At 63.5% G+C, this 23071-nt stretch carries 26 protein-coding genes; 5 read left to right on the top strand and 21 right to left on the bottom strand.

The features are described 5' to 3' along the window. Positions 1-129 precede the first annotated feature (129 nt). From IC761_RS07535 to motA, 18 genes are all read right to left on the bottom strand, one after another. Entirely contained in the window at positions 130-1041 is a 912-nt protein-coding gene (locus IC761_RS07535) for a flagellin N-terminal helical domain-containing protein (RefSeq protein WP_195802633.1), read from the bottom strand. A gap of 281 nt (positions 1042-1322) precedes the next feature. Continuing rightward, entirely contained in the window at positions 1323-2231 is a 909-nt protein-coding gene (locus IC761_RS07530; protein WP_195802632.1) for a flagellin N-terminal helical domain-containing protein, read from the bottom strand. Positions 2232-2471: 240 nt separating this feature from the next. Continuing rightward, positions 2472-3212 (bottom strand): flagellar type III secretion system pore protein FliP, encoded by a 741-nt coding sequence (gene fliP, locus IC761_RS07525; protein WP_195802631.1) that lies wholly within the window; start codon positions 3210-3212, stop codon positions 2472-2474. After that, the gene (locus IC761_RS07520; RefSeq protein ID WP_195802630.1) at positions 3209-3652 is read right to left on the bottom strand and encodes a flagellar basal body-associated FliL family protein; all 444 of its coding nucleotides are present in this window, start codon (positions 3650-3652) and stop codon (positions 3209-3211) included. Before IC761_RS07520 ends, fliP begins: the two co-directional genes overlap by 4 nt. 12 nt (positions 3653-3664) lie before the next feature. After that, positions 3665-4372, bottom strand: coding sequence for a flagellar basal body L-ring protein FlgH (flgH, locus tag IC761_RS07515; RefSeq protein WP_195802629.1), 708 nt, complete (start codon positions 4370-4372; stop codon positions 3665-3667). Next, positions 4373-5131, bottom strand: a complete 759-nt coding sequence (locus IC761_RS07510; protein WP_195802628.1) for a MotE family protein — start codon at positions 5129-5131, stop codon at positions 4373-4375. Positions 5132-5198: 67 nt separating this feature from the next. Beyond that, positions 5199-6329 (bottom strand): flagellar basal body P-ring protein FlgI, encoded by a 1131-nt coding sequence (gene flgI, locus IC761_RS07505; RefSeq protein WP_195802627.1) that lies wholly within the window; start codon positions 6327-6329, stop codon positions 5199-5201. Then, positions 6326-6802 carry a flagellar basal body P-ring formation chaperone FlgA gene (gene flgA, locus IC761_RS07500; RefSeq protein ID WP_246791457.1) on the bottom strand — a complete coding sequence of 159 codons (477 nt, stop codon included), beginning with the start codon at positions 6800-6802 and terminating at the stop codon, positions 6326-6328. Before flgA ends, flgI begins: the two co-directional genes overlap by 4 nt. A gap of 13 nt (positions 6803-6815) precedes the next feature. Further along, positions 6816-7607, bottom strand: a complete 792-nt coding sequence (gene flgG, locus IC761_RS07495; RefSeq protein WP_195802625.1) for a flagellar basal-body rod protein FlgG — start codon at positions 7605-7607, stop codon at positions 6816-6818. 17 nt (positions 7608-7624) lie between these two features. Continuing rightward, positions 7625-7954: a flagellar hook-basal body complex protein FliE gene (fliE, locus tag IC761_RS07490; RefSeq protein WP_195802624.1), complete on the bottom strand. Its 330-nt coding sequence runs from the start codon at positions 7952-7954 to the stop codon at positions 7625-7627. Positions 7955-7956: 2 nt separating this feature from the next. Beyond that, the gene (gene flgC / locus IC761_RS07485; protein ID WP_195802623.1) at positions 7957-8373 is read right to left on the bottom strand and encodes a flagellar basal body rod protein FlgC; all 417 of its coding nucleotides are present in this window, start codon (positions 8371-8373) and stop codon (positions 7957-7959) included. A gap of 11 nt (positions 8374-8384) precedes the next feature. After that, positions 8385-8765, bottom strand: a complete 381-nt coding sequence (gene flgB, locus IC761_RS07480; RefSeq protein WP_195802622.1) for a flagellar basal body rod protein FlgB — start codon at positions 8763-8765, stop codon at positions 8385-8387. 85 nt (positions 8766-8850) lie between these two features. Further along, the gene (flhB, locus tag IC761_RS07475) at positions 8851-9936 is read right to left on the bottom strand and encodes a flagellar biosynthesis protein FlhB (protein ID WP_195802621.1); all 1086 of its coding nucleotides are present in this window, start codon (positions 9934-9936) and stop codon (positions 8851-8853) included. A gap of 13 nt (positions 9937-9949) precedes the next feature. Next, a complete protein-coding gene (locus IC761_RS07470) occupies positions 9950-10990 on the bottom strand; it encodes a flagellar motor switch protein FliG (RefSeq protein ID WP_195802620.1) in 1041 nt (346 codons plus the stop codon). 2 nt (positions 10991-10992) lie between these two features. Next, a complete protein-coding gene (gene fliN / locus IC761_RS07465; protein ID WP_195802619.1) occupies positions 10993-11367 on the bottom strand; it encodes a flagellar motor switch protein FliN in 375 nt (124 codons plus the stop codon). Positions 11368-11443: 76 nt separating this feature from the next. Then, complete coding sequence (locus IC761_RS07460) at positions 11444-11758, bottom strand: hypothetical protein (protein ID WP_195802618.1); 315 nt, start codon at positions 11756-11758, stop codon at positions 11444-11446. Then, a complete protein-coding gene (locus IC761_RS07455) occupies positions 11739-12680 on the bottom strand; it encodes a flagellar motor switch protein FliM (protein ID WP_195802617.1) in 942 nt (313 codons plus the stop codon). Before IC761_RS07455 ends, IC761_RS07460 begins: the two co-directional genes overlap by 20 nt. After that, a complete protein-coding gene (gene motA / locus IC761_RS07450; RefSeq protein ID WP_195802616.1) occupies positions 12677-13573 on the bottom strand; it encodes a flagellar motor stator protein MotA in 897 nt (298 codons plus the stop codon). The genes IC761_RS07455 and motA overlap by 4 nt, the downstream gene beginning before the upstream one ends. A 142-nt stretch (positions 13574-13715) precedes the next feature. Here motA and IC761_RS07445 point away from each other — a divergent pair, with 142 nt between their 5' ends. The 4 genes from IC761_RS07445 to IC761_RS07430 all read left to right on the top strand — a co-directional run bounded on the left by IC761_RS07445 (position 13716) and on the right by IC761_RS07430 (position 18091). Next, positions 13716-14516: a DUF1217 domain-containing protein gene (locus IC761_RS07445; protein ID WP_195802615.1), complete on the top strand. Its 801-nt coding sequence runs from the start codon at positions 13716-13718 to the stop codon at positions 14514-14516. A 3-nt stretch (positions 14517-14519) separates the two neighbouring features. After that, positions 14520-15248 carry a flagellar basal-body rod protein FlgF gene (gene flgF, locus IC761_RS07440; protein WP_195802614.1) on the top strand — a complete coding sequence of 243 codons (729 nt, stop codon included), beginning with the start codon at positions 14520-14522 and terminating at the stop codon, positions 15246-15248. Between the two features lie 36 nt (positions 15249-15284). Then, a complete protein-coding gene (gene fliI, locus IC761_RS07435) occupies positions 15285-16610 on the top strand; it encodes a flagellar protein export ATPase FliI (RefSeq protein WP_195802613.1) in 1326 nt (441 codons plus the stop codon). 845 nt (positions 16611-17455) lie between these two features. Continuing rightward, positions 17456-18091 carry a MarR family winged helix-turn-helix transcriptional regulator gene (locus tag IC761_RS07430; RefSeq protein WP_195802612.1) on the top strand — a complete coding sequence of 212 codons (636 nt, stop codon included), beginning with the start codon at positions 17456-17458 and terminating at the stop codon, positions 18089-18091. Positions 18092-18961: 870 nt separating this feature from the next. On the opposite strand, the gene IC761_RS07425 is transcribed toward IC761_RS07430, so the two are convergent. Then, a complete protein-coding gene (locus IC761_RS07425; protein ID WP_195802611.1) occupies positions 18962-20542 on the bottom strand; it encodes a porin in 1581 nt (526 codons plus the stop codon). 512 nt (positions 20543-21054) lie between these two features. On the opposite strand from IC761_RS07425, the gene IC761_RS07420 reads away from it, so the two are divergent. Next, positions 21055-21534 carry a MarR family winged helix-turn-helix transcriptional regulator gene (locus IC761_RS07420; protein WP_195802610.1) on the top strand — a complete coding sequence of 160 codons (480 nt, stop codon included), beginning with the start codon at positions 21055-21057 and terminating at the stop codon, positions 21532-21534. A 137-nt stretch (positions 21535-21671) separates the two neighbouring features. On the opposite strand, the gene IC761_RS07415 is transcribed toward IC761_RS07420, so the two are convergent. Both IC761_RS07415 and IC761_RS07410 read right to left on the bottom strand, forming a co-directional pair. Beyond that, complete coding sequence (locus IC761_RS07415) at positions 21672-22598, bottom strand: alpha/beta hydrolase (RefSeq protein ID WP_368367101.1); 927 nt, start codon at positions 22596-22598, stop codon at positions 21672-21674. A gap of 312 nt (positions 22599-22910) precedes the next feature. Beyond that, positions 22911-23060, bottom strand: coding sequence for a hypothetical protein (locus IC761_RS07410; RefSeq protein WP_195802608.1), 150 nt, complete (start codon positions 23058-23060; stop codon positions 22911-22913). Between the last annotated feature and the right edge of the window lie 11 nt (positions 23061-23071).

The raw sequence follows: 23071 nt of genomic DNA, 5'->3' as shown, positions 1-23071 counted from the left end.
CCGTCATGGCAGGCCGGCACATCCGGTTACTGGAGCAACAATGGCGACACGTAACGTGTCACGCGGGCCCGCCGTTCACGGCGGGGACCGTGCTCCCTGAGGGAGCACGGTCGTTTTCGAAGCCGCCGATTAGCGGAACAGCGACAGGATGCTCTGGCTGTTCTGGTTGGCGATCGAGAGCGCCTGAACGCCGAGCTGCTGCTGGGTCTGGAGGGCGGACAGACGAGTGGACTCCGCGTTCATGTCGGCGTCGACAAGCTGGCCGATACCGCGGGTCACCGAGTCCATCAGCGACTTCACGAAGTCAGAGTTGTTCGAGATGCGGTTCTTGATGGCGCCGAGGTTGGCAGCCGACTGGCTGACCGTGTTGATCGCGGTCGTCACCTGCGTGATGTAGCCGTCGATCGTGGTCTGGTCGGCCGACGAATCAGTCAGCGTGCCGATGTTCATGTTGTCGATCGACACACCGGAGGTCGGCGTGTCCAGGATGCCCGTCGTGGTGCTGGTGTAGAGCGAGTAGTTGGCAACGGTGACCTGGATCGTGTTGATCGTGGGCGTGCCGCCGACGCGCGAGAACGACGACACGAGATTGACCGTGGTCGGCGTGGCGGTGGTGGTGCTCAACCAGTTCACACCGTTGAAGGTCGCCGAGTTGGCGGTGTTCTTCATGTCCTGCTGGATCTGGGTGATTTCAGCCTGGATCTTGGTGCGGTCGATACCGGCAGTCTTGGATTCGACCAGCAGCGCCTGGAGCTTGGTCAGGCCCGAATTGCCGTCGCTGCCGAGGGTCGCCGTCAGCGCGGTATATTCGGTGTCGACGGTCGCGGCCGACAGACCGAGCGAGTCGGAGACGGCGGAGAGCGCGGCGTTGTCGGCGCGCATCGAGGTGGCAATCGACCAATAGGCCGAATTGTCCGAAGCGGTCGCGACGCGCTCGCCGGTCGAGATGCGGTTTTGCGTGGTGGAGAGTTGCATGCTGATAGACCGCAGGGTCTGGAGCGCGGTCATGGCAGACGAGTTGGTAAGCAGGCTGGAAGCCATCTTTGATGTCCCTTTGGAGATTGATTGAGTTTGGGGACATACCGGGCTTGCACCGGTACGGCAGGGCGGCGTCATGCCTTTGGGCCGCGGGATAGCGGGTGAAGGGCCCAATCTGTCGTAGCGGCGAGGTTAACGACCGAAGCTTGTGCGAGGCTTGTGGCTCTGTGACCCCGCCGCTACACAGCCGGTCTCATTGAGGTCATGGCGCGACCAGAGCCGCGTCAAAATGAAGGGGCCGCGCTTCGCGAGAAGCGCGGCCCTCCTTGCTTGTGGTCCGAGGCTTAGCGGAACAGCGACAGGATGCTCTGGCTGCTGTTGTTAGCGATCGAGAGCGCCTGAACGCCGAGCTGCTGCTGGGTCTGGAGAGCCGCCAGGCGGGTCGATTCCGCGTTCATGTCGGCGTCGACGAGCTGGCCGATACCGCGGGTCACCGAATCCATCAGCGACTTCACGAAGTCCGAGTTGTTCGAGATGCGGTTCTTGATGGCACCGAGATCGGCGGCGCCGGAAGAGACCGAATTGATCGCCGCGGTGACCTGCGCGATGTAACCATCGAGCGTGGTCTGGTCGGCCGACGAATCGGTCAACGTGCCGATGTTCATGTTGTCGATCGACACACCGGAGGTCGGCGTGTCCAGGATACCGCTCGTGGAGCTGGTGTAGAGCGAGTAGTTGGCGACGGTCACCGCGATCGAGTTGGTGGTGGGGGTGGCGCCGACACGCGAGTAGGACGACACCAGGTTCACCGTGGTCGGCGTGGCCGTGGTCGTGCTCAGCCAGTTCACGCCGTTGAAGGTCGCCGAGTTGGCGGTGTTCTTCATGTCCTGCTGGATCTGGGTGACTTCCGACTGGATCTTGGTGCGGTCGATACCGGCGGTCTTGGCTTCGACCAGCAGCGACTGGAGCTTGGTCAGGCCGGAGTTGCCGTCGCTGCCGAGAACCGAGTTGAGCGCGGTATATTCGGTGTCGACGGTCGCAGCCGACAGACCGAGCGAGTCGGAGACGGCGGAGAGCGCGGCGTTGTCGGCGCGCATCGAGGTCGCGATCGACCAGTAGGCGGCGTTGTCCGACGCGGTAGCGACGCGCTGACCGGTGGAGATGCGGTTCTGCGTGGTGGCGAGCTGCGAGCTGACAGACCGCAGGGTCTGGAGCGCGGTCATGGCAGTCGAGTTCGTGAGCAGGCTTGACATTGCGAATGTCCCTTTATGTACGCGTTACATTTTCATGAGGGGACATACCGGACTTTCACCGGTACGGAGGGGCGGCATCATGCCTTTGGACTGATGTGGGTGGGGTCCAACCCGCCGTGACGCATTGCTAGCACGCCGAATCTTGCCTCCGGATTAAGATCGGCTTGAATTTCGTCGCTGTAGCGAGGGTGTCGCGGTTACGATCCGCTAACCATATCGCGTGGTCAGAGCCGGGCTCTTTCAGGAGAACGAGCGGACCAGCCCGGAGGCGAGCAAGTTCCAGCCGTCGATCAGCACGAAGAACAGCATCTTGAACGGCAGCGCGAGGATCGTCGGCGGCATCATCATCATGCCCATCGACATGGTCAGCGTCGCCACGATCATGTCGATGACGAGGAACGGCAGAATGATGAGGAATCCGATCTCGAACGAGCGACGGAGCTCGGAGATCATGAAGGCCGGGATGATGACGCGCATATCGATGCGCTTGTCCTCGAACTTCTTGCGAAAGCTTTCCGCGGCGAGCGATTCGAACGTCTGGAGGTCTTTCTCCCGGACGTGAGCCAGCATGAACTCGCGGAACGGATCGCTGATCCTCAGATAGGCCTCCTCTTCCGAGATCTCGTTCTTCATCAACGGCTGGACGCCGGTCTCCCAGGCGCGGTCGAAGGTGGGCGCCATGACGTAGAAGGTCATGAACAGCGCGAGGCTGATCAGGACGAGGTTCGGGGGCGTCGTCTGGAGGCCGAGGCCGGCGCGAAGGAACGACAGCGCGACTGCAAATCGCGTGAAGCTCGTCATCATGATGAGCAGCCCCGGCGCGACCGAGAGCACCGTCAACAGCGCGACCAGCTGGATGATGCGGCCACTGGTCGAGCCGTTGCCCGGCGGCAGCAGCGAATTCAGGTCGGGGATCTGGGCGAATGCCACCTCGGGCAGCACGACCAGCAACAACGCGAGCAGCAGGACTCTCAATTTCACTGGATCACCAACGTCTCAATGATCAATTCGCGGACCTTGCCGGACGAGCGGATGTTGGCGCGTTCCGACAGGTCGTCACGCAGATGCTGGAGCCCGCGCGATCCCTCGAATTGGGTCACCGACGCGGACCGCAGATAGGTGACGATGTCTTCGCTGATATGAGCAGCCAGGATGCCGGCGTCTTCATCGCTCATGCTGTCGGTCACCATGGAGGCCTCGACACGGGCCCAGTTGTTGGTCGGCGCCGCGAGATTGGTCACGATCGGCGACAGCTTTCGAAGCCGCGCACTGCCGGCGTAGCTCGACGCGATCGGCGGCGGCGTCGCATTCTTCTTGGCGTCGGCGACTCGTTGGGCGGCCGCGAACAGTTGCAGGCCCGCAAGCGCGCCCGCCCCGATCGCGATCAGGGTCAGCGCGACGATGGCAGCGATCAGGCGCATGATGTCCCCTGCTCAGAACGGCGCCACGGCGTCATAGATCCGGTGTCCCCACCCAGGCTGCTGCACGTCAGACAGGTTTCCGCGACCACCATAGGACACGCGCGCCTCCGCGATCTTCTCGTAGGAGATCGTGTTGGTTCGCGAGATATCGCGTGGACGCACGATGCCGCCGACGTTGAGCACGCGCATCTCCGTGTTGATGCCGAACTCCTGCGAACCGCTGATCATCATATTCCCGTTCGGCAACACGTCGGTGACGACGGCGGCAATGGAAAGCTTGATGTCCTCCGAGCGGTCGATCTGGCCGTTGCCCTTGATCTGGGTGTTGGTGTTGAGGTTGGCGTTGGTCTGGCCCTTGTCCTGCCATCCTGCAACGTCCATCAGCCAGTTCAGCCCGAACTGGATCTGCGAATCGCGAGAGCGGTCGGTCTTGTTGTCGAGCTTGGCCTTGTCCTGCATCGAGATGATCACCGTCACGACGTCGCCGACGCGCCGGGCGCGCGGATCGCGGTAGAGATCGGTGCCGTCGTCCCAGGTCGAGCGATAACTGACGGGCGTGCGCATGCGGGGCGTCACCGGGATCGGATCGGCCGGCGCCCTGAGACCACTGCCCACGGGCGACAGTTTCGGCCCGGTCAGGATTTCTGCCGGATCATGGGAGCATCCGGCAAGAAACAGCGGTGACAGCACGAGCGACAGGATGAGGATCGGCTTTTTCATCTACTTGGTCTTTCCGTCATCCACGCGACGCATTCCGCCGAGCAGGTCGGCGAGATGCGCCGCGCGTGCCGTATCCATCTCGTTGAAGATTGCGCTCGAGTTCCTCGGGCTGAGCTTGGCGAGCACGGCGGCGGCGGTCTCGTCCGCCATGCCGGCGATCTGTGTTGCCGCAGCGTCCGGCTTCATGCGCGAATAGATCTCGACGACCTGCGCTTCGGCCTTCTTCAGGAAGTCGTCGCGCAGCGCCATCCACTTCTCGTATTCGGCCCGCTTGGCCTCGACTTCGGCGATCCGCTCTCGCAGCTGGCTCTCGGCCTTCTCCAGTTCCTTGATCTGCCAGGCCAGCCTCGCGTCGACGGCGGGGTCGGCCACGTTGCCGCAGAACAGCGCGACCTCGTTGTCCGCAGGTGCTGCGGCCTGGGGTAGTGCCGGCTTCGGCGGCGCCGTGACGTTGCCCGGCTTCGCCGGGCGCGCGGGCGCCGGCGCTGGTGCGGGCGTCTCGGGAGCCGGCACGGCACCGGTGATCGCGGGGCCCGAATCTTCAGCGGCCCAGGCCGTTGCTCGTGCGTTGTCGCCCGGAGCAGGCGTGACCGGCGCGTGCGGCTTCTGCGGCCCGGCCGCACGCGCGCGCGCGAAAGCTAGCAGGTTGAGCGGCCTCGACGGCTTCGCCTCGTCGAGCGCCAACGCCGGCGGGGCGCCCGCCAGCGCGGACGCCGCGACCAGGAGGAGGACTTGCGCTTTGTGATCCAGCTTCAACATCGGGCCGCGTGCGATTCTCGGTCGAGACCAGAGCATTGAGCGACCAAGCTTGCACGACGCTTATGCATCATTGGACGATGACTTCAGCCTGGAGCGCACCGGCCGTCTTGATTGCCTGGAGGATCGCGATGATACCCGACGGCTTCAACCCGATCTGGTTCAGCCCGCGCACGAGGCGCTGGAGATCGACACCACTCAGGATCGCTACCTGCGATCCGGCCTCGTTGGCCTCGACCACGGTCTGCGGAACGACCACCGTCTGGCCTTGCGAGAACGGTGCCGGCTGCGACACCACGGGCAGCTCCGTGACACGAACGGTCAGATTGCCGTGCGTCACGGCGACGGTCGAGATTCGCACGTCGCGTCCGATCACCACTGTGCCGGTGCGTTCGTTGATCACCACCCGCGCCGGCGTGTCGGGTTCGACGGTCAGCTCGCCGATCTCGGCGAGAAAGCGGACCGGGCCGACGTAGCGCGGCTTGGACAGCACGATCGTCCGGTAGTCGCGCTCGAAGGCGATCTGGGCGCGATAGCGGCCGCCGGCATAGCGATTGACGGCGTCGAGGATTCGCGTTGCGGTGACGAAGTCGGGGTTTTTCAGCTCCAGCACCAGGAACTCCATCTCGTGGAGGCTTCCCTGCACCTCGCGCTCGACCAGCGCGCCATTCGGAATGCGGCCCGCGGTCGGAGTGCCCTGGCTGACGTTCTGGGCCTGGCCTCCGACGCTGTAGCCGGCGACCGTGACCGCGCCCTGGGCCACCGCGTAGACCGCACCGTCAGCGGCGCGCAGCGACGTCATCACCAGCGTGCCGCCCAGCAGCGACGTCGCATCTCCCAGCGACGACACCGTCACGTCCATCCGCTCGCCCGGTCCGATCGAGGGCGACAGGTCCGCCGTCACCATCACGGCGGCGACGTTGCGCGTGCGCAGCGTCGTCGGCCGCGCCGCATTGTTCGTGCTAGTGGTCTCGTTCCTGACATTGATGCCCATGTTCTCGAGCATCGACTGAAGCGACTGTTCCGTGAAGGGCGCATTGCGTAGGGTATCGCCAGTGCCGTTCAGACCAATGACGAGGCCGTAACCCACGATCTGGTTTTCGCGCAGCCCCTTGATGTCCGCGATGTCCTTGATGCGGACGGCGGCCTGGGCGGTGGCGGCGGACAGGATGAGGACGAGCGCGAGCAGGACTCTGATCATGACCCGTCCGCGACCTTGACGGTGCCGTCCGGCTGGACGATGGCCCTGATGATCACGCCAGTGTCGGTGTTTCGCACGGTGATGAGGGCACCCGGCGCACCCGATTGCATGGCCGCGCCGTAGGCCACGATCGACAGACCGGAGTCTTCGACCACGACCTTGACCATGGCGCCGCGAGCGATGGTGAAGGGATCTTCGACCGCGCTGGTCGGGATCGGCTGGCCGGGCAGCAGCGCGCGCCGCGCCATGCGCCCAACCAGGACCTGACGCCCTTCGATGAACATGGCGACGCCGAGCGCGTTCGGCGAGAAGGCGCGCTCGGTGATCATGTCGTCCCTGATCAGATCGCCGGCACGGATCGATACCGCCGGCACGGGGAGGCGCTTCTCCTCGGCCGCGACCATCCGCACGGACGCGAAAACCAGCAGCGCAGCGGCCACCCCGCGCACGATCAGGCCTACCCTGTTCAACATGGACACACCGGAACTAGCGACTGAGATTCTTCGATACCGTCTGCGCCATCTCATCCGACGCCTGGATGACCTTGGCATTCATCTCATAGGCGCGCTGCGCCGAGATCAACTCGGTGATTTCCTTGACGGGATCGACGTTCGAGGCCTCGAGATATTGCTGGTTGATCTTGCCATAGCCGGCATCGCCGGGAAGACCGACGACCGGCGCGCCCGACGCCGTGGTCTCGCGATAGAGATTGCTGCCCAGCGGCTCGAGGCCCGCTTCGTTGGCGAAATTGGCGAGGTTGAGCTGGCCGATCTGCCGCGGGTTCACTTCGGTGTCCAGCTTGGCAAACACCTGACCGGTCTGGTTGACCGTGACCTGCACCGTTCCCTGCGGCACCGTGATGGTGGGATCCAGCAGATAGCCGTCCATCGTCACCAGCTGGCCGTTGGCGTTGGTGTTGAACGAGCCCGCGCGGGTGTATTCCACCTCGTTGTTCGGGCCGAGCACCTGGAACCAGCCGCGGCCGTTGATCGCGAGGTCGTAAGGGTTCCCGGTCTGGGTCAAGGCACCCTGGATGTGCAGCTTGCGGATCGCAGCCGACTTGACGCCGAGGCCGAGATTGGCGCCTTCCGGGATCGGGGAGGAGCCGTTGACGTTGGCGACGCCCTGCATGCGGTCCATCTGGTAGAACAGATCGGTGAATTCCGCACGCGCCCGCTTGTACGACGTCGTGTTGATGTTGGCGATGTTGTTCGCGATGACCTCGATATTGGTCTGCTGGGCATTCATGCCCGTGGCCGCGATGGCGAGCGATTTCACAGCATCATTCCTTTAGATCAAATCGACATACGAACGACTTCTTGGTAGGCCTGCACGACCTTGTCGCGAACCGCGACCGCCGTCTGCAACGCCTGCTCTGCCGACATCAACGCCTCGACGACATGCCGCGTCGATTCCTTGCCCTGCATCGCCGAGATCGATGCCGCCTCGCCCGTCTTCAGCGTTCCGATCGCGTCGGTGGTCACCTGCTTCATCACCGCCTCGAAGCCGACATCGTCGCTCGCCTGGACCGCAGTCGGCGCGGCCGGCGCGATGGCCTGCGTTTCGGTCGCACGGAACGCCGCCTGCCCTGCCGAGATCGCGGTGGATGCAATCGCCTCTAACATTGTCAGCTCCTCAGAAGGTCGACGGTCATGCCCAGCATCGACCGCACCTGTTTCACCACCTGGAGATTGGCTTCATAGGACCGGTTGACCTCCCGCATGTCGGCCATCTCGATCATCATGTTGACGTTGGGCATCTTGACGTAGCCGGCCTTGTCGGCGGCGGGGTGGCCCGGATCGTACTCGACGCGGTAGGGCGTGGTGTCGACCCCAATCTCCTTGACCTTCGCAAGCTGCGTGCCCGAGGCACGATCCATCGCGGCGTCGAAGGTGATCGTCTTGCGCTGATACGGATCGGCACCGGCAGTGCGCCCGGTCGAGCTCGCATTCGCGAGGTTTTCCGAGACGACGCGCATGCGCGTCGATTGCGCCTCGAGCCCGGAGCTCGCGACCGTCAACGACGCCTGTAGGGCATCCAGCATGTCAGTTCACCTCAGGTCTTCGCGCCGGCGAGCAGCATGCGATGAAATGACCGCACGATCGCCGAGTTCATGGAGTAGTCGCGGTTGACGTCGCTGCCCTTGATCATCTCTTGCTCGAGGCTGACCGAGTTGCCGGAATGAACGACATCCCAGCTGTCCTTCTTCGCGGTCGCCCGCGTATCGGTTTCGGCAGGCGAAAGCTGCATGTGCGTCGGCGATGTCGTCGCGAGCCGCACCGGCGTTCCGTCGAGCACCTTGTTGAACGGTTCGACATCGCGCGCCTTGAAGCCCGGCGTATTGGCGTTGGCGACGTTGGCGGCGATGGTCGACTGACGTAGCTCGAGCCAGCGCGCCTGCGACGATGCGAGTTCGAAGAGATATAACGGTCCCACGGCAGTCCCATTCTGGTCTGTTCGGGATGAACTTAGGGCTGCAAGCTTTCCCCAGGCTGATGCAGCGGACACGGTCCCCGGAAATCTACTGAACCTTCTCGGGACGCGGCGATTGCTTCGACTGGAGGAAGTAGATGATCTCGGCGACCGGACGGAAGAACTCGGACGGAATCACCTGGTCGACCTGCACCGCTTCGTAGAGCGCGCGCGCGAGAGCCTTGTTCTCGATCACCGGAATCCTGTTCTGCTCGGCGACCTCGCGGATCTTCAGCGCGATCACGTCCATGCCCTTGGCCACCACGAGCGGGGCCGCGTTCTCCTCACGCTGATAGCGCAGCGCGACGGCGAAATGGGTCGGGTTCGCGATCACCAAGGTCGCGCGCGGCACGGAGGCAATCATTCGCTGGCGCGATCGGTCGCGCGCCAGCGAGCGCAGGCGTGCCTTGATCAACGGATCGCCTTCGGCCTGCTTGTGCTCGTCCTTGATCTCCTGCCTCGTCATGCGCAGCTCGCGCCGCCAGTGGAAGCGCGCCCAGGCGAGGTCGATCGCAACCAGCACGATCGTCGCGATGCAGATTGCCGAAACGATCCGCATCGCGATGGTGAGGATCATCTCCGGCAGAGCGACGGGATCGGTGTACATCGCTTCGAACGCCCGCGCTTCCGACGAGCGCAGCACGAAGGCGACGACGACGGTCACCGACACGAGCTTGAACAGCGATTTCGCGAATTCCACGAGGCCCTGACTACCGTAGATCCGGCTCCAACCGCTGGCCGGGGAGATTCGCGAGAGGTCTGGCATGATACGCTGGAGCACCAGGCTGGGTGCGTTTTGCAGGAGCGACGCCGCCAACCCGAATACCGCCAGGATGACAACGAGAGGCACCAGGAATCGCAGCGCCTGAAGTCCCACCACGGTGAGAAGGTTCTGCGCGTCCGCCGCGGTGCTGAGCGGGAAGCCGTCGGGGTCGTCGATAAAGCTCTTCAAGGTCGGCGTCAGTTGCTGCACGCCCTGGCCGATCAGGAAGGCCTGAATCACCATCAGCGCCGCCATGGACGCAAAGATGGACGCCTCCCGAGAGACCGGAATATTGCCCTGTTCGAGCGCATCGCGGACTTTCTTCTCGGTCGGCTCTTCTGTTTTGCTCTCCTGGTCGGATGTCTCTGCCATGCCCGTTCAGCGGTCAGCGGAAGACCAGCTCATCCTCCTGCTCGGGGTTGAGTTCGATCTCGCCCTTCTCTGCCAGGTCGAGCGCGAGATCGGTGATCACGCGGCGCGCTTCCAGCACATCGCGCTGGTTCGAGGGCTCGCCGATCGCGAGCTCGTGCTCGACGACGCGGCGGACGCGCGAGGCGACCGAGGAGAGGATCAGCTCGCGGAAGTGCTTGTCGGTGCCCTTCAAGGCGACGACGATGCGGTCGGTCGGCACCTGATCGAAGATCATGGTGCGCGCCTTCGGCGTCAGATTGACCACGTCGTCGAAGGTGAACAACAGCTCCTTCAGCACTTCTGCCGACTTCGGCCGCTTCTCCGACAGGCTCTTCAGCATGTCCTCGATGTGACCGCGCTCCATCTTGTTGATGATGTCGGCGACACGGGCATAGGTGTCGGCGCCGAGGTTGCGGGCGAAATTGAGCGTCAGGTCCTCATGCAGGGTCTTCTCGAGGACCCTCATGGCGTCGTCGACGATCGGCTTGAGGCTCAGCACGCGCCGCATCAGCTCATTGCGCAGGCTCGATGGCAGCTGGCTCATCACCTTGGCGGCGCAGGACGGCTTGACCTTGGACAAGATCAGCGCCGCGGTCTGCGGATGCTCCTTGGAGAGGTAGCTCGCCAGCGAATTTTCCGATACTGACGAGACGCGGTCCCACACCGACCGGCTTGAATTGCCGAGCAGGTCCGACATGATCGCCGTGACCTGATCTGCCGGCAGCACGTCACCGAGCACGGCCTCGAGCCCGCCAAGCGTCCCGAGGATGTTTGCACCCATCGAGAACTGCTGCGCGAACTCTTCGACGATCGCTTCCAGCTCCTGCGCCGTGATCGGCCGCAGTTCGGCTGCGGCTTTGGTGACGATGCGAATGTCCTGCGGCTCGAATTGCGCGAGCACGCTCGCGGCCGCCTGCCGGCCCATGGCCAGCAGGAGTGCGGCGACCTTTTCCGTCCCGCCCAGCGTGGCAACGCCTCGCTGCTTGATGGGGGCGATGCCGACCTGTGCCGCCATGGTCAGGAATCACCCTGTCCCAGCGGTCCGACGATCTCGGTCAGCGAGACACCGAAGCGGGAATTGTCCTCCTCGACGACGACCACCTCGCCGCGCGCGACGACGCGGCCGTTGACCACGACGTCGACCGGCTCGCCGACGCGGTGGTCCAGCGGAACCACGGCGCCACGGCCGAGCTTCATCAGATTCGCGACGGGGATGGTCGCGGATCCCAGCACCACCTGCATGGTGACGGGGATGCGTAGGATGGCATCGACATTGGCGAACTTGCCGGTCTCCTCCGCGGTGCGCGCGGCGATCTCGGCCAGCCGCTCCAGCGGAGACGTCTCGGCGTCTCCGGGTGCCGATGCAGATTCGTAGTCGAAGGATTGCGCCATTTGGTATCGCCTCTTGGTATTTCCACTCCCGGAGCGCCGCGACGTTCCGCTCGCAATGGTTCTGCCGGGTTCGATCTCAATGCTTGTTTGCGTCGGCACCGTGCGCGGTCGCCGGCGAAACGAGTCCGTTCCGCGCGTCGAGCGCTGCGATCGCCTCGTGGGCCTGATCGATCTTCGTGCTCAGCACGTTGGCGAGCCGCCCGAGATTTGCGGTCGAGTCGTGAGCCGCGGTGATGACCGTATCGAAGGCGCCCGCAGTCTCCTGGACGATGGTCGAGAATTCACCCTGGTAGCTGCGCAACCGTGCCAGCTCGCGGTGCATCCTGGTCACCCGCATGCTGGTGAAGCCGAGCGCGATCAGCAGCACGGCATCAACGAGATAGGATATCATCGACGAACTCCCGCTTCTGATCGACGGGATCTGCCACCTGCATGGCGTAATAGCCATCAAGCTGACCGATCTGACACCAGAACAGCACCTGGTTGTTGCTCTCCAGCCGCGCCAGCGTGCGCGGCGTGGCCTCAAGCTCGAGCACCTGCCCGACCTTGAACTTCACGACGTCTTCGAGGGAAATCATCTTCTCGTCGAGCACCGCGCTCAACGTCACTTCGGTCCGGTGGACCTCGCTCTCCATCTGCTCTCGCCAGCGCGGATCAGCCGCACGGCCGTCGCTGACGACGACGGTGGCAAGCTTTTGCCGCAGCGGATTGAGTGCGGAATGCGGGATGATCAGGAACATCTGGCCGCCGCGGTAGAGCGCCTGCAGCATGATGTTGGCGCAGATCGACATGTTGCCGCTGCGTCCGATCGCGAGCGATGCCATCGCGGTCTCGACCCGCTCGACACGGAAGGTGACGTTGGACGTGCCGGCGAAGGCGGATTGCAGCGCCTTTGCGAACCGCTCGAACAGCGCCTGGACCAGGCGAATTTCGATGTTGGAGAAGGAGCGCTCGACGTCGAGCGGCGGCTCGGCGCCGTCGGAGCCGAACATCGCCTCGACCATCGTGAACACGAAGTCACGGTCGAGCACGATCATGACGCGGGAGTCCCACTGTTCGGCATAGAGCACGGCGGCGACCGCGTTGCCCTCGTAGTCCTTGATGATGTCGCCGACACGATCGTTGGTGATGCCGTTGACCGAGAAATAGCAGGGCGTTCCCGCCATCGGCTGCAGGCTGTCGGTGCACGTTGCCGCCATGCGATCGAAGATAACATTGAGCATCGGCATGCGTTCGATCGAGATGCCGGCAGCGTCCAGCAGGTAGTTCGGCAGCTGCTTGCGCTGATCGACGTCGACGTCTTCCATCATCATGCGCGTGCAGCCTTGGGTTCGGCATCAGTGACGACGGCCTTGGGACCCGCGATCGTCTCATTCTCGACGACGTCGATCGAGGGACGCTCTGAGCTCGCAATCATCTTGCGACCGTGCTCGACGGCGATCTGCGGCATCGCCCCGTTCATGAAGGCAAGCAGCGTCTGCTTGACGATGATGTAGGGCCGGCACTTCTTTTCGCGCGTCATCTTGATCTTGAGCGCGAAGGGCGAAATGATGCCGTAGGACAGGAAGATGCCGGCGAAGGTGCCGACCAGCGCCGCACCGATGAAGCCGCCGAGGAGTTTCGGCGACTGATCGAGCGCACCCATGGCCTTGATGACGCCGAGCACCGCGGCGACGATGCCGAGCGCCGGCAGCGCCTCGGACACCACGACCAGCGCATGATAGGGTGTCAGCTTGCCCTTCACGATAGTATGGATTTCCTCATCCATCAGCGCTTCGATCTCGTGGGTGCGCGCATTGCCCATGATGATCAGACGAACATAGTCGCAGATGAACTGGAGCAGCGCGGCATCGCCGAGCACGCTCGGGAACGCCTTGAAGATCTCGGAGGACGAGGGGTCGTCGATATGGGCCTCGACCTCGTTGCGGCCCTTGCCGCGCAACTCCCGCATCAGCGCATGAAGTGCGCCGAGCAAATCGAGATAGTAGCGCTCACCGGGCACCGCGCCGGTGACGGCCTGGACGCAGGCAAGCCCGGTGTCCACTACCGTCTTCCACGGGTTGGCCACGATGAAGGTTCCGACCGCGGTGCCCATGATGATCACGAACTCCCACGGCTGCATCAGCACGGCCAGATGCCCGCCCATGGCGGCAAATCCGCCGAGCAGTGCCGCTACCGTGATGAAAATCCCCACGAAACTGAGCAACGCGCCACTCCATCGCCGATCCCATCGGAAATATCTAGTCGGCGAGCCTTGCGCGAAGCTGGCTTCCGGGTCGCCAGCCCCGCGCAAGCAACTCGCGGCAGCTTGCAACGATGTCGCAACAGCGGCCACAGGGGCGTGTGTCATGCTATCCACCATCGCGGACTACACCAGACTGACCAAGGACATGGGCAAGTCGCTGACGCAGGTCGCGCAGCAGCCGGACGTCAGCCGCGATACCGCCTACTATCTTGCCAATATCGGCAAGGTGAAGAGCATCGACGATTTCCTGAAGGACTATCGCCTCTACTCCTATGCGATGAAGGCCTACGGCCTCAGCGACATGACCTACGCCAAGGCGTTCATGCGCAAGGTGCTGACCGAGGGTATCGCGACCAAGGACACGTTCGCCAACAAGCTGACCGATACCCGCTACCGCGATTTTGCAGCCGCCTTCAATTTCGCAGCCCTTGGCGCCAACGCCACCCAGGCCACCCAGGCCACGACCGGCACGGCCACCCAATATGCCACCCAGACGCTGGAGCAGAGCGCCGGCGACCAGAACGAGGGCCTGCGGCTGGCGCTCTACTTCACGCGCAAAGCCTCCTCGATCACCAGCGCCTACCAGATCCTTGCCGACAAGGCGCTGACGCAAGTGGTCCAGACCACGTTCGGCTGGTCTCCGACCGTCAGCTCGGGCGACATCGACGCCCAGGCCAAGATGATCACGAACAAGCTCAATCTCGCCGATTTGCAGGACCCGACCAAGGTCACCAAATTCGTGCAGCGCTTCGCTGCGATGTGGGATGCGACCCAGGCCCAGGACAACGCCGCCAACGGCACCTCGACCAACCCTGCTCTGATCCTGATCGGCGGCGCGTCGACCTCGGTCAGCCTGGACACCGACATGCTCTCGAAGCTTCAGTCGATCCGGATCGGAAGGTAAGTCATGCAATCGGCCCTTTATGTGGGATTGTCGGCGCAGGTCGCGCTGGAGAAGCGCCTCCAGACGATCGCCAACAACGTCGCCAACGTCAACACGTCCGGCTTTCGCACCGACGTGGTGAAGTTCGAGACCATCCTGTCCAAGGCCGGCACCAATCCGGTCGCGTTCTCCTCGCCCGGCGACAACATCATCTCGCGCGAGCAGGGCAACATCACTGAGACCGGCAATCCGCTCGACGTCGCCGTGGTCGGAGAGGGCTTCATCGCCTTCGCCGGCCCGAACGGCACGGTCTATACCCGTGACGGCCGGCTCCAGATCGCCCCCAATGGCGACCTTCAGACCGTGTCGGGCTTCCCCGTCATCGATTCCGGCGGCGCGCAGCTCACGCTCGACCCGAACGGGGGACCGGTCTCGATCTCGCGCAGCGGCGCCATCACCCAGGACAACAACGAGATCGGCACGATCGGCCTGTTCAACATTCCCGCTGACGCCAGTCTCGACCGCTACGGCAATTCCGGCGTCACGCCCGACCGGCCCGCGACTGCCATCGCCGATTTCAGCCGGGACGGCTTCAAGCAAGGCTATGTCGAGGGCTCGGGCGCCAATCCGATGATGGAATTGACGAAGCTGATGTCGGCCTCGCGCGCCTTTGACGGCACCAATTCGATGATCGAGGGTACCGAGAGCGAGCTCAACAATGCAATCCGGACGCTGGGCGATCCGGGCAAGTAGGCTGCGCGTGGCGCGTAATTTGGGTGGACAGTTTCCTTGAACGCTCTCCGGCAACTTGAGTGGGCGCTGCTGGAGCTCCAGCAGAGCACGCCGCTTGCAAGCATCAGCGGCGCGATCTCCGAGATCGCGCCGACGCATTTTCGCGTCTCCGGGCTGTCGCGCTTCGTCAGGCTCGGCGAGCTGATCGGCGTCAATACGGGCGGCCGCCCCCAGATCGGCGAGGTGGTCCGCATCGACAGCGATGGTATCGTCGCAAAACCGTTCGACCGGCAATTCGCCGGCGGGCTCGGCTCGGTCGCCTACCGCATGCCGCCTCTGTCCTTCGCACCGGATCCGAGCTGGAAGGGCCGCGTCATCAACGCGCTCGGCGCGCCGCTGGACGGACAGGGCCCGCTCACCCCGGGATCGCGCGCCGTCTCGGCGGAGACGGAGGCGCCGCCGGCGATGAAGCGGGCGCGCGTCCACAAGCCGCTGCGCACCGGCGTCCGCGTCATCGACCTGTTCGCGCCAATCTGCGCCGGCCAGCGCGTCGGCATCTTCGCCGGCTCCGGCGTCGGCAAATCGACGCTGCTCGCGATGCTCGCCCGCAGCCAGGGCTTCGACACCGTCGTGTTGGCGCTGGTCGGCGAGCGCGGCCGCGAGGTGCGGGAATTCATCGAAGACGTGCTGGGCGCCGACCGCAACCGCGCCGTCACCATCGTATCGACGGGCGATGAAAGCCCGATGATGCGGCGGCTGGCCCCGAAGACGGCGATGGCAGTCGCCGAGTATTTCCGCGACCGCGGCGAATCGGTCCTGCTGGTGGTCGATTCGATCACCCGCTTCGCCCACGCCGCCCGCGAGGTCGCGCTCGCCGCCGGCGAGCCCGCGGTCGCGCGCGGCTACGCACCGACGGTCTTTACCGACCTGCCGCGCCTTCTGGAACGCGCCGGGCCCGGCGAGGAGGGCTCCGGGACGATCACCGGCATCTTCTCCGTGCTGGTCGACGGCGACGATCACAACGAGCCGATCGCCGACACGATTCGCAGCACGCTCGATGGGCACATCGTGCTTTCGAGGCATATTGCCGACCAGGCACGCTATCCGGCCGTGGACGTCCTGGCCTCGGTCTCCCGCCTCGCCCATAACGTCTGGGACCCCGAGGAGCGCGAATTGGTGAGCAAGTTGCGCTCCCTGATCGCCAAATACGAGGATACGCGCGACCTTCGCCTGATGGGCGGTTATCAGTCGGGGCGTGATTCGAGCCTGGATCAGGCCGTCGACATGGTCCCGCGAATCTACAACGCGATGCGACAGGACGCCTCGGCTGCGCCGAGCGCCGATCCGTTCCGCGAGCTGAGAGACGCGCTCAAGGGCGGTTAGCACAGCGCGCACGTCTGTGCCCGCATCCGGAGATTCGCGCAGCGAATGTCGTCGCGTTGCGCAGCCGGCCTTTGCGTTTGATTGCCAACCATGTTCGCCGCGTCGGTCTCAGCCGTTCGGATGAGCAACGAGACACAGTCGTGGACAACGATCCGGGGATCATACTCCGGATGCGATGCCACGACAACCGCCGCGTGCAATTGTTCCGAGTTCCCCTGTCGTTCCCTTGGCGATTCTCCGAGCAGATCACGCAAGTTGTGGATGACTCGGCGACAGTTTTCGCCTGTCATGCACAAGCATCGATCAACTTGCATCAACTGCGAACAGCAATACGCGTGCAATGAAGCCGTCGTAGAACTAGCTGCGTCTAGCCTGCTAGATCGCGTGTTGTGTTCACCATCATGTGTCCCGAACAGCAAGATTGTCTTGAACGTTACATTCGTGTGCAACGACATCCAGTCTCGAAAGAGTGTCTCTACTTGATTTTGTTGAGAAGCTCATTCATCGTTTCGGTGGGCCATAAGAAACGTCTGCTTGTGACTTGAACTCAGGGGCTACGGTTGAACATTTCCGATCCATCGTCCGGCAGTGACGGCAGCTCGGGCTTTCGTTCGACGACGCCACTGCTGGCAAGTGATCAGCGACACCGCATCTCGCGCCGTATCCTCCAGCGCTCGTCAATCCAAGTCGGTTGCCCGGCAGTTCGTGCCTTTGCGCAAGAGACGGGCACAGCGTTGTCATCGGACATCGACGGGCGTTCGGCATGTCACGGTCAAATCGTGCGCGATGACGGCAAGCGGCTTCGGGGCGCCGCAGACGTGATTCCCGGGGCAAGGTAGGAATTCATGCCGTTGGCACGCGAAGCAGTCGAGCTGCTGGTTCAGGCGGCCAGAGCCTGGTATTTCGAAGGCAATCAACACGGATTGCGCGATCGGGAATGGATGGCGCTGCGCTTTCTCGGCCGCGCCAACCGCTTCTCGCGCACGCCGTCCGCGCTCGCCGGCTTCATCGGCGCGACCAGGGCAACCGCATCGCAGATCGTGAAGACGCTGGAGAGCAAGTCGTTCCTGGTCCGCAAGCCGTCGCTTGAGGACAAGCGCTCCGTCGTGCTGCACGTCACCCCACAGGGTGAGAAATGCCTGAGCCAGCATGATCCGATCAATCACGTGGTGAATGCTGTCACGGCGCTCGGGACCGACGAATGCGTCAGGCTGCGCGACTCGCTGCGCGAGATCCTCAATCACCTCGATGCGGCCCATCAGCGGCTCGATGCCAGCATCTGCCGGGACTGCATGTTCCTGGCCGAGCGCAGCCCGGGCACCGGCAAGGGGCGCACCACCGCCGAGTTCATGTGCCGGTTGTATCGCGCCCCCATCTCGCTCGATGAGACCGAGCTCCTGTGCACCAGTTTCGAGCGAACCCGCGACCGCCCCAAGATCGAGGAGCACATCGACCGCACGCGGATGGCAAGCCAGGGCTGAGAGACTCTGCTTCGCTGCGCTCGCAATGACGGAGCAAGGGGCAGCATCGCCTTCTCCAATTCGCACTTCAACTCGCAGACGCGCCTTCGCATCCTCGCGGCGCAATTCGCCCGAGCTTTGCTTTGTCTCTTCACCCTCTGATCCAAGAGGGCGCAGGGAAGACCGGGTGCTGACCTCGCACCCGCGGTCTGCTGCGCGAAATGGTAGCGCAAAAGAACCGCACAGCAGCATACAGGTGGTGCCAATCACTCGGCCTTCCCTGCGCGATGGTCGGACGGCTTATGCCGTGCTCTCCCGGGAGCCGAACTTTCCTTCTGGCCTCCCTCGCGCCTGCAGAAGTCGCCGACACCGCGCCGGTTGGCGCGCATGCCGCATCCGCAAAGCACTTGACCGTAGCAACGACGGCCAGGACCACACGGTTTTGCCGTACGCACGGTTCGCGTGTTCGCCGCAGTTTTTCCAGCCCTGTCGACAGAGCCGGAAACTTGCTGGCGAGACGAACCTGACAGCGCCGCTCGTCGGCACGCGGTTTCGGGCTCACAGGGACTACCCGCCCTGCCCGCACCTCTCGCGCCCGACGCTGCCCGCGTCCACCGCAAGCCCGGCTCGCAATCAAGACGACACGAGATCGCCCCTCAAGGATGAGCCGGGATACCGCGACACATACGACATTTCCGAATTTCTGTAAAGTCGAATATTTTTGCGAGCGCGGCTTGACGGCGTTCGCAAGTGTTTTGCCCGTCGGGCACCGTAACAATCAGTCCCGTAGTCCGGATGGAGCGCAGCGCAATCCGGGCTACGAATCGTCCCGCCAATAAAAAACACCCGGCGGTTTCCCGCCGGGTGTTCGTTCGATTGGTTCGACAGATCTTACCAGTTGCGCTGAGCGCGAAGGATCATGGCGATCGAGTCCTGATCCTTCAGCTCGTAGGTCGCGGTCGGCTTGGCGGTCGTACCGGACGGCGTGAACGCAACCGTGCCGGCATACTTCTGGTCGAGGTGCGTCCAGGAGAGGTCGGCCGAGAACGTCAGGTTCTTGACCGGGGTCCAGCGGGTGACGAGACCCATCTGGCCGATCGCGAAGTCCGGGTTACAGGAGGTCACGCCGGCGAGCCCGCCGAACACGCCGCCAGCGCCACCAGCACCGCAGAGCGTGGTCTTGGCCAGCGTGCCGAACTGGGCCTGAGCGTAGGCACCGTAGATCGCGGAGTTCCAGGCCGGATTCCAGTTGTGGGTGTAGGCGCCACGGAAGCCCCAGGTCTTGACCGTCTCCTGCGAGCTGCCGGTGATGTACACCGTGTCCGGAGCGTTGGCGAAGCCGATGCTGCCGTAGGCACCGGCAAGGCCCGAGCCACCGAACAGCGAGTAGCTGCTGCCCGACAGGTTCTGGAAGTTGTAGCGGGTCGCACCGTCGGTGTAGACGCCCTGGATGTTGATCGTGTCACCCGCGCCGGTCGGGATGTTCTTGATCGACAGAGCGAGCTGAACCGCCCAACCCCACTTGTCGTCGGGGTGGCCAGTCGATTCGGTCGCGCCGTAATAGGCAACGTGGTTGTCATGCGCAGCCACCGACGCCTGGAACAGGCCCCAGGCCTGGTCGACACGCAACTGAGCGACGAGGTTCGGCGAACGTGAACCGCCGATCGCGTTGGTGCCGTACGAGCCGCCGATCATGCCACCCGCAGTCGCGCCGGTCATATTCAGGTTACCGGCCTGATAGTACGCCGTCGCATCTTCCGCCGAGAACGACGCCGTGATGCCCTGGCCGAAGTCGGCCGTGTAGGTAAACTGGGTGACGCCGGTAACGGTGCCGCTGCCGCCGACGAGATTGTCGGTGATGTTGCCGGGATAGTTGGTCCAGGGCGCGTCGAACTGCGACACGGCCTTACCCATCGTGAAGCCGGCGAACTGGATGAAGGCGTAGTACACGCCGAGCGCACCGGCCGAGGTGTTGCCGTCGGTGCCGTTGACGTTGCCGCTGCCCGAACCGACGAGGCCGGTGCCCGCAGCGTTGAGACCGAGCGTACCGCTGTACTGGGTCGCGCCCGTTGCCGAACCGGTGGGGGTATAGTTGCCGGTCGTCCAGGTGAAGACACCATCGAAGAACGTGCGGACCACGCCGTACTCGGTCGCGGTGCGGGTGTCGATGTTGAGGTCTTCACGAGCGCGGAAGGTGTAGTAGTTCATCAGGCGGTTGCGAGCACCGGCAGTACCGCTCTGGTTCGGATTGAAGTCCGAGTTGGAGCCCAACACCGCGTCGGCGCGCAGGTAGCCACCCAGCTTGATGCAGGTGTCGCTGCCCGGGATGTAGTAGAAGCCGGCGCCGTACAGCGAGCAGATCTTCACGTATTCGACCGCCTTGGCCTTCACGGGAAGATCGGCTGCGAACGCGCCGGAGACGGCCATCAGGCCGGCGGCCGTGCCGAGAAAGAGCGTCTTCGTCAACTTCATTAGATAAACCTCCAGGTCGGTTCAGGGGGCTCGGCCCCTTCGGGGGACGCCGCTTTACCCTCTTCAATTTCCGTTCAATTCAGGTCCGCACTGAAGGTCCGGACTGAAACGACAGCGAGGTGCCCCCCCTCCGTCGTGGCTTCACATATAGTTTATAAAAACAATCGCCTCAATTTATTGATTTAGTGAATCGAAACTTCGATACGGGATGTTGCCTGAGGGCAACAGGGGCGACCAGACCCAGCGTTAGATCCATGAAATAAAAAGAAAAAGCCCTCAGGGGGCATCCCGAGGGCTTTCTTGGAGGTCTCACATTGCCGCCTGTCGACAGGGTCAAGAGCAGCAAAGATCGAGTGCCAAAAGGGATAATTTGATTAATTGTTTTTTGCAAGCAATAAACTGCACGACGATTTCCAGCGCGCGATGTCCAAGCCATCATCGTTGCGCGATAGTCGAGACGCCCCCCAAATATCCCGTTAAAAGAATGATCAAAGCGAAACGGGGGGAACCATATGATCGAGAAGAAACTCGACAGGGCGATTACGGACTTCATCTGGAATGTCGTCGAGATCCACTCTCAGCTGGAGGACATCCACACCAGCTGGGCCGGACTGCTCGGCATTACCGAGCCGCAATGGCTGATCCTGATGGCCATCACTGAACTGGACGAGGGACGCGGCGTCGCTGGAATCGACATTGCGAACAAGTTGCGCGTCCACCCGGCCTTCGTGACCAACCAGACCAAGACGCTCGAAAAGGACGGCTTCCTGTCGCGGCGACCGGGAGCAGACGACGCGCGCTTCGTCCTGATGTCGCTGACGGCAAAGGCGACGACGGAAATCGAAAAACTGTCCAAACGAAAGCTCGCCTTGAACTCGACCATGTTCAACGAGCTCGACGAGAAGACCCTGGCCGACCTGAATGCCACGCTCGCAACGATTGCCAAGAACGCGCGGCTCGCCGCGCGATTGCTGGCTATCGACGTATCCTGATCCGCTGGGCCTGCATGGCTCGAGACGCCCGCCGCGGCGGGCTCCTCACCACGAGGCTCTGATATCTTGCGGCAGAACGCGACCTCATCCTGAGGGCCCGCCGGAGGCGGGCGCCTCGAAGGATGGCCGCAGGCGAGCTAGAGGTAGGTCACGGGATCAAGCTGACGCCCGGCTCCGAGCTTGCTGTCGAGCCACGCGAACGTGAAATCGTCCACCGCGACGAAATTCTCGACCTCGCCGAGGGGGTGCGGGATGCAGTTCGGCACGACGGCCGAGCAATCGGCTCCGGCCTGCCGGTAGCCGGCTTGCAGCTCGAGCGCGTCCTGCTCCCATACCATCGAGCGACTGCCGACGACCACGAGAAGCGGACAAGCTATCCGACGCGACGGCGCCAACGCCGTCGAGGCCCCGCTATCGACGGCCTGCCCGGCGCCGGCGATCCGGCTAAGCGACGCGCGGCGCATGACCGGCGTCATGATGCCACCGTCGCACACGGCGGCAGCGATCCTGCGATCCAAGACGGCAAGGCGGGACGCATGGCTGGCGCCCGCGCCTTCGCCATAGACCGCGATCCGCCGCGGATCGATATCCCCGCGAGCCTCCAGATAGTCCAGCCAGCATTGAAGGATATGCGCCGGCTTGAGGGGGAGACGCGCGGATGAATTGCCGACATCGATCAGCAGGAGCGACATGTTGCGGCGGAGCGAGGCTGGCAACAGCCTGCTCATCATCGAGCCCTGCATGATGTCCTCGTCACCGATGCAGAGGACCACAGGTGCGAGAGACCCATGGCACGCCGGCAGAAAGAAGCCGGTGAGCTCGCCTTGATCGAAGCCATCGATCTTCACGCGCTCGATTGCCGGACCTGCGTCGTCCTTGAATCCCTTCAGGCTGACACCGACCTTCTCCACGAGGTCGTCCGTCGCGAAATCTCCCGGACAGGACAAGCTCCTCGCGACTTCGACCGCCGTCAGCGAGCACAGCCACGCTTCCAGCGCAATCAGGGTGGAGCGATCTTCGCGCGCGGTTTCGGCGAATGTGCGGTAGTCGTCTGCGATCCTCATCCAGTCCGAGATCCACAGATGCCGGTGCGCCTGACGCACGAGCTCTGCCACAGACAGGCTTTCGAAAAATTCCGACGCTCGTGTCCGCAAGCGTGCCAGGTTTCGCCCGGCCCCGTCGCACGAGCCGTGAGGCCAATGATCACCTTCCATGTCAGCGGGCGCCCGGACTTGCCAGCTTCGCTTTCGGCGCAGCGAGACCCAATCCGACGATCGTTCCGCCGTCGTTTCGCGCGGCGAAGCTGCGGGATGAAACAGTGGTTAGTCCAAACGAGCCACTCTCGATACAAAGTCCACGCCGGCTCAACTCAATCGTCACACCCCAGCTCCGTTGCTGATCCACAGTTTTGCCCCGCCCCATTCTGCCATTTTGTGGGCCTTGGCATCGTATTTTTTATTGCTGCCGGCGCTCAAAAAATAGATCGCAATTGATGACAGAGAAGGCACGGCCGCGGCGGCCCTCATCTTACATTCGT

The sequence above is a fragment of the Bradyrhizobium commune genome (genome assembly GCF_015624505.1).
In the GTDB taxonomy this organism is placed as follows: Bacteria; Pseudomonadota; Alphaproteobacteria; order Rhizobiales; family Xanthobacteraceae; genus Bradyrhizobium; species Bradyrhizobium commune.
Note: the sequence above shows the minus strand (reverse complement) of the source record. Positions and strands in the feature narration are given on the sequence as shown.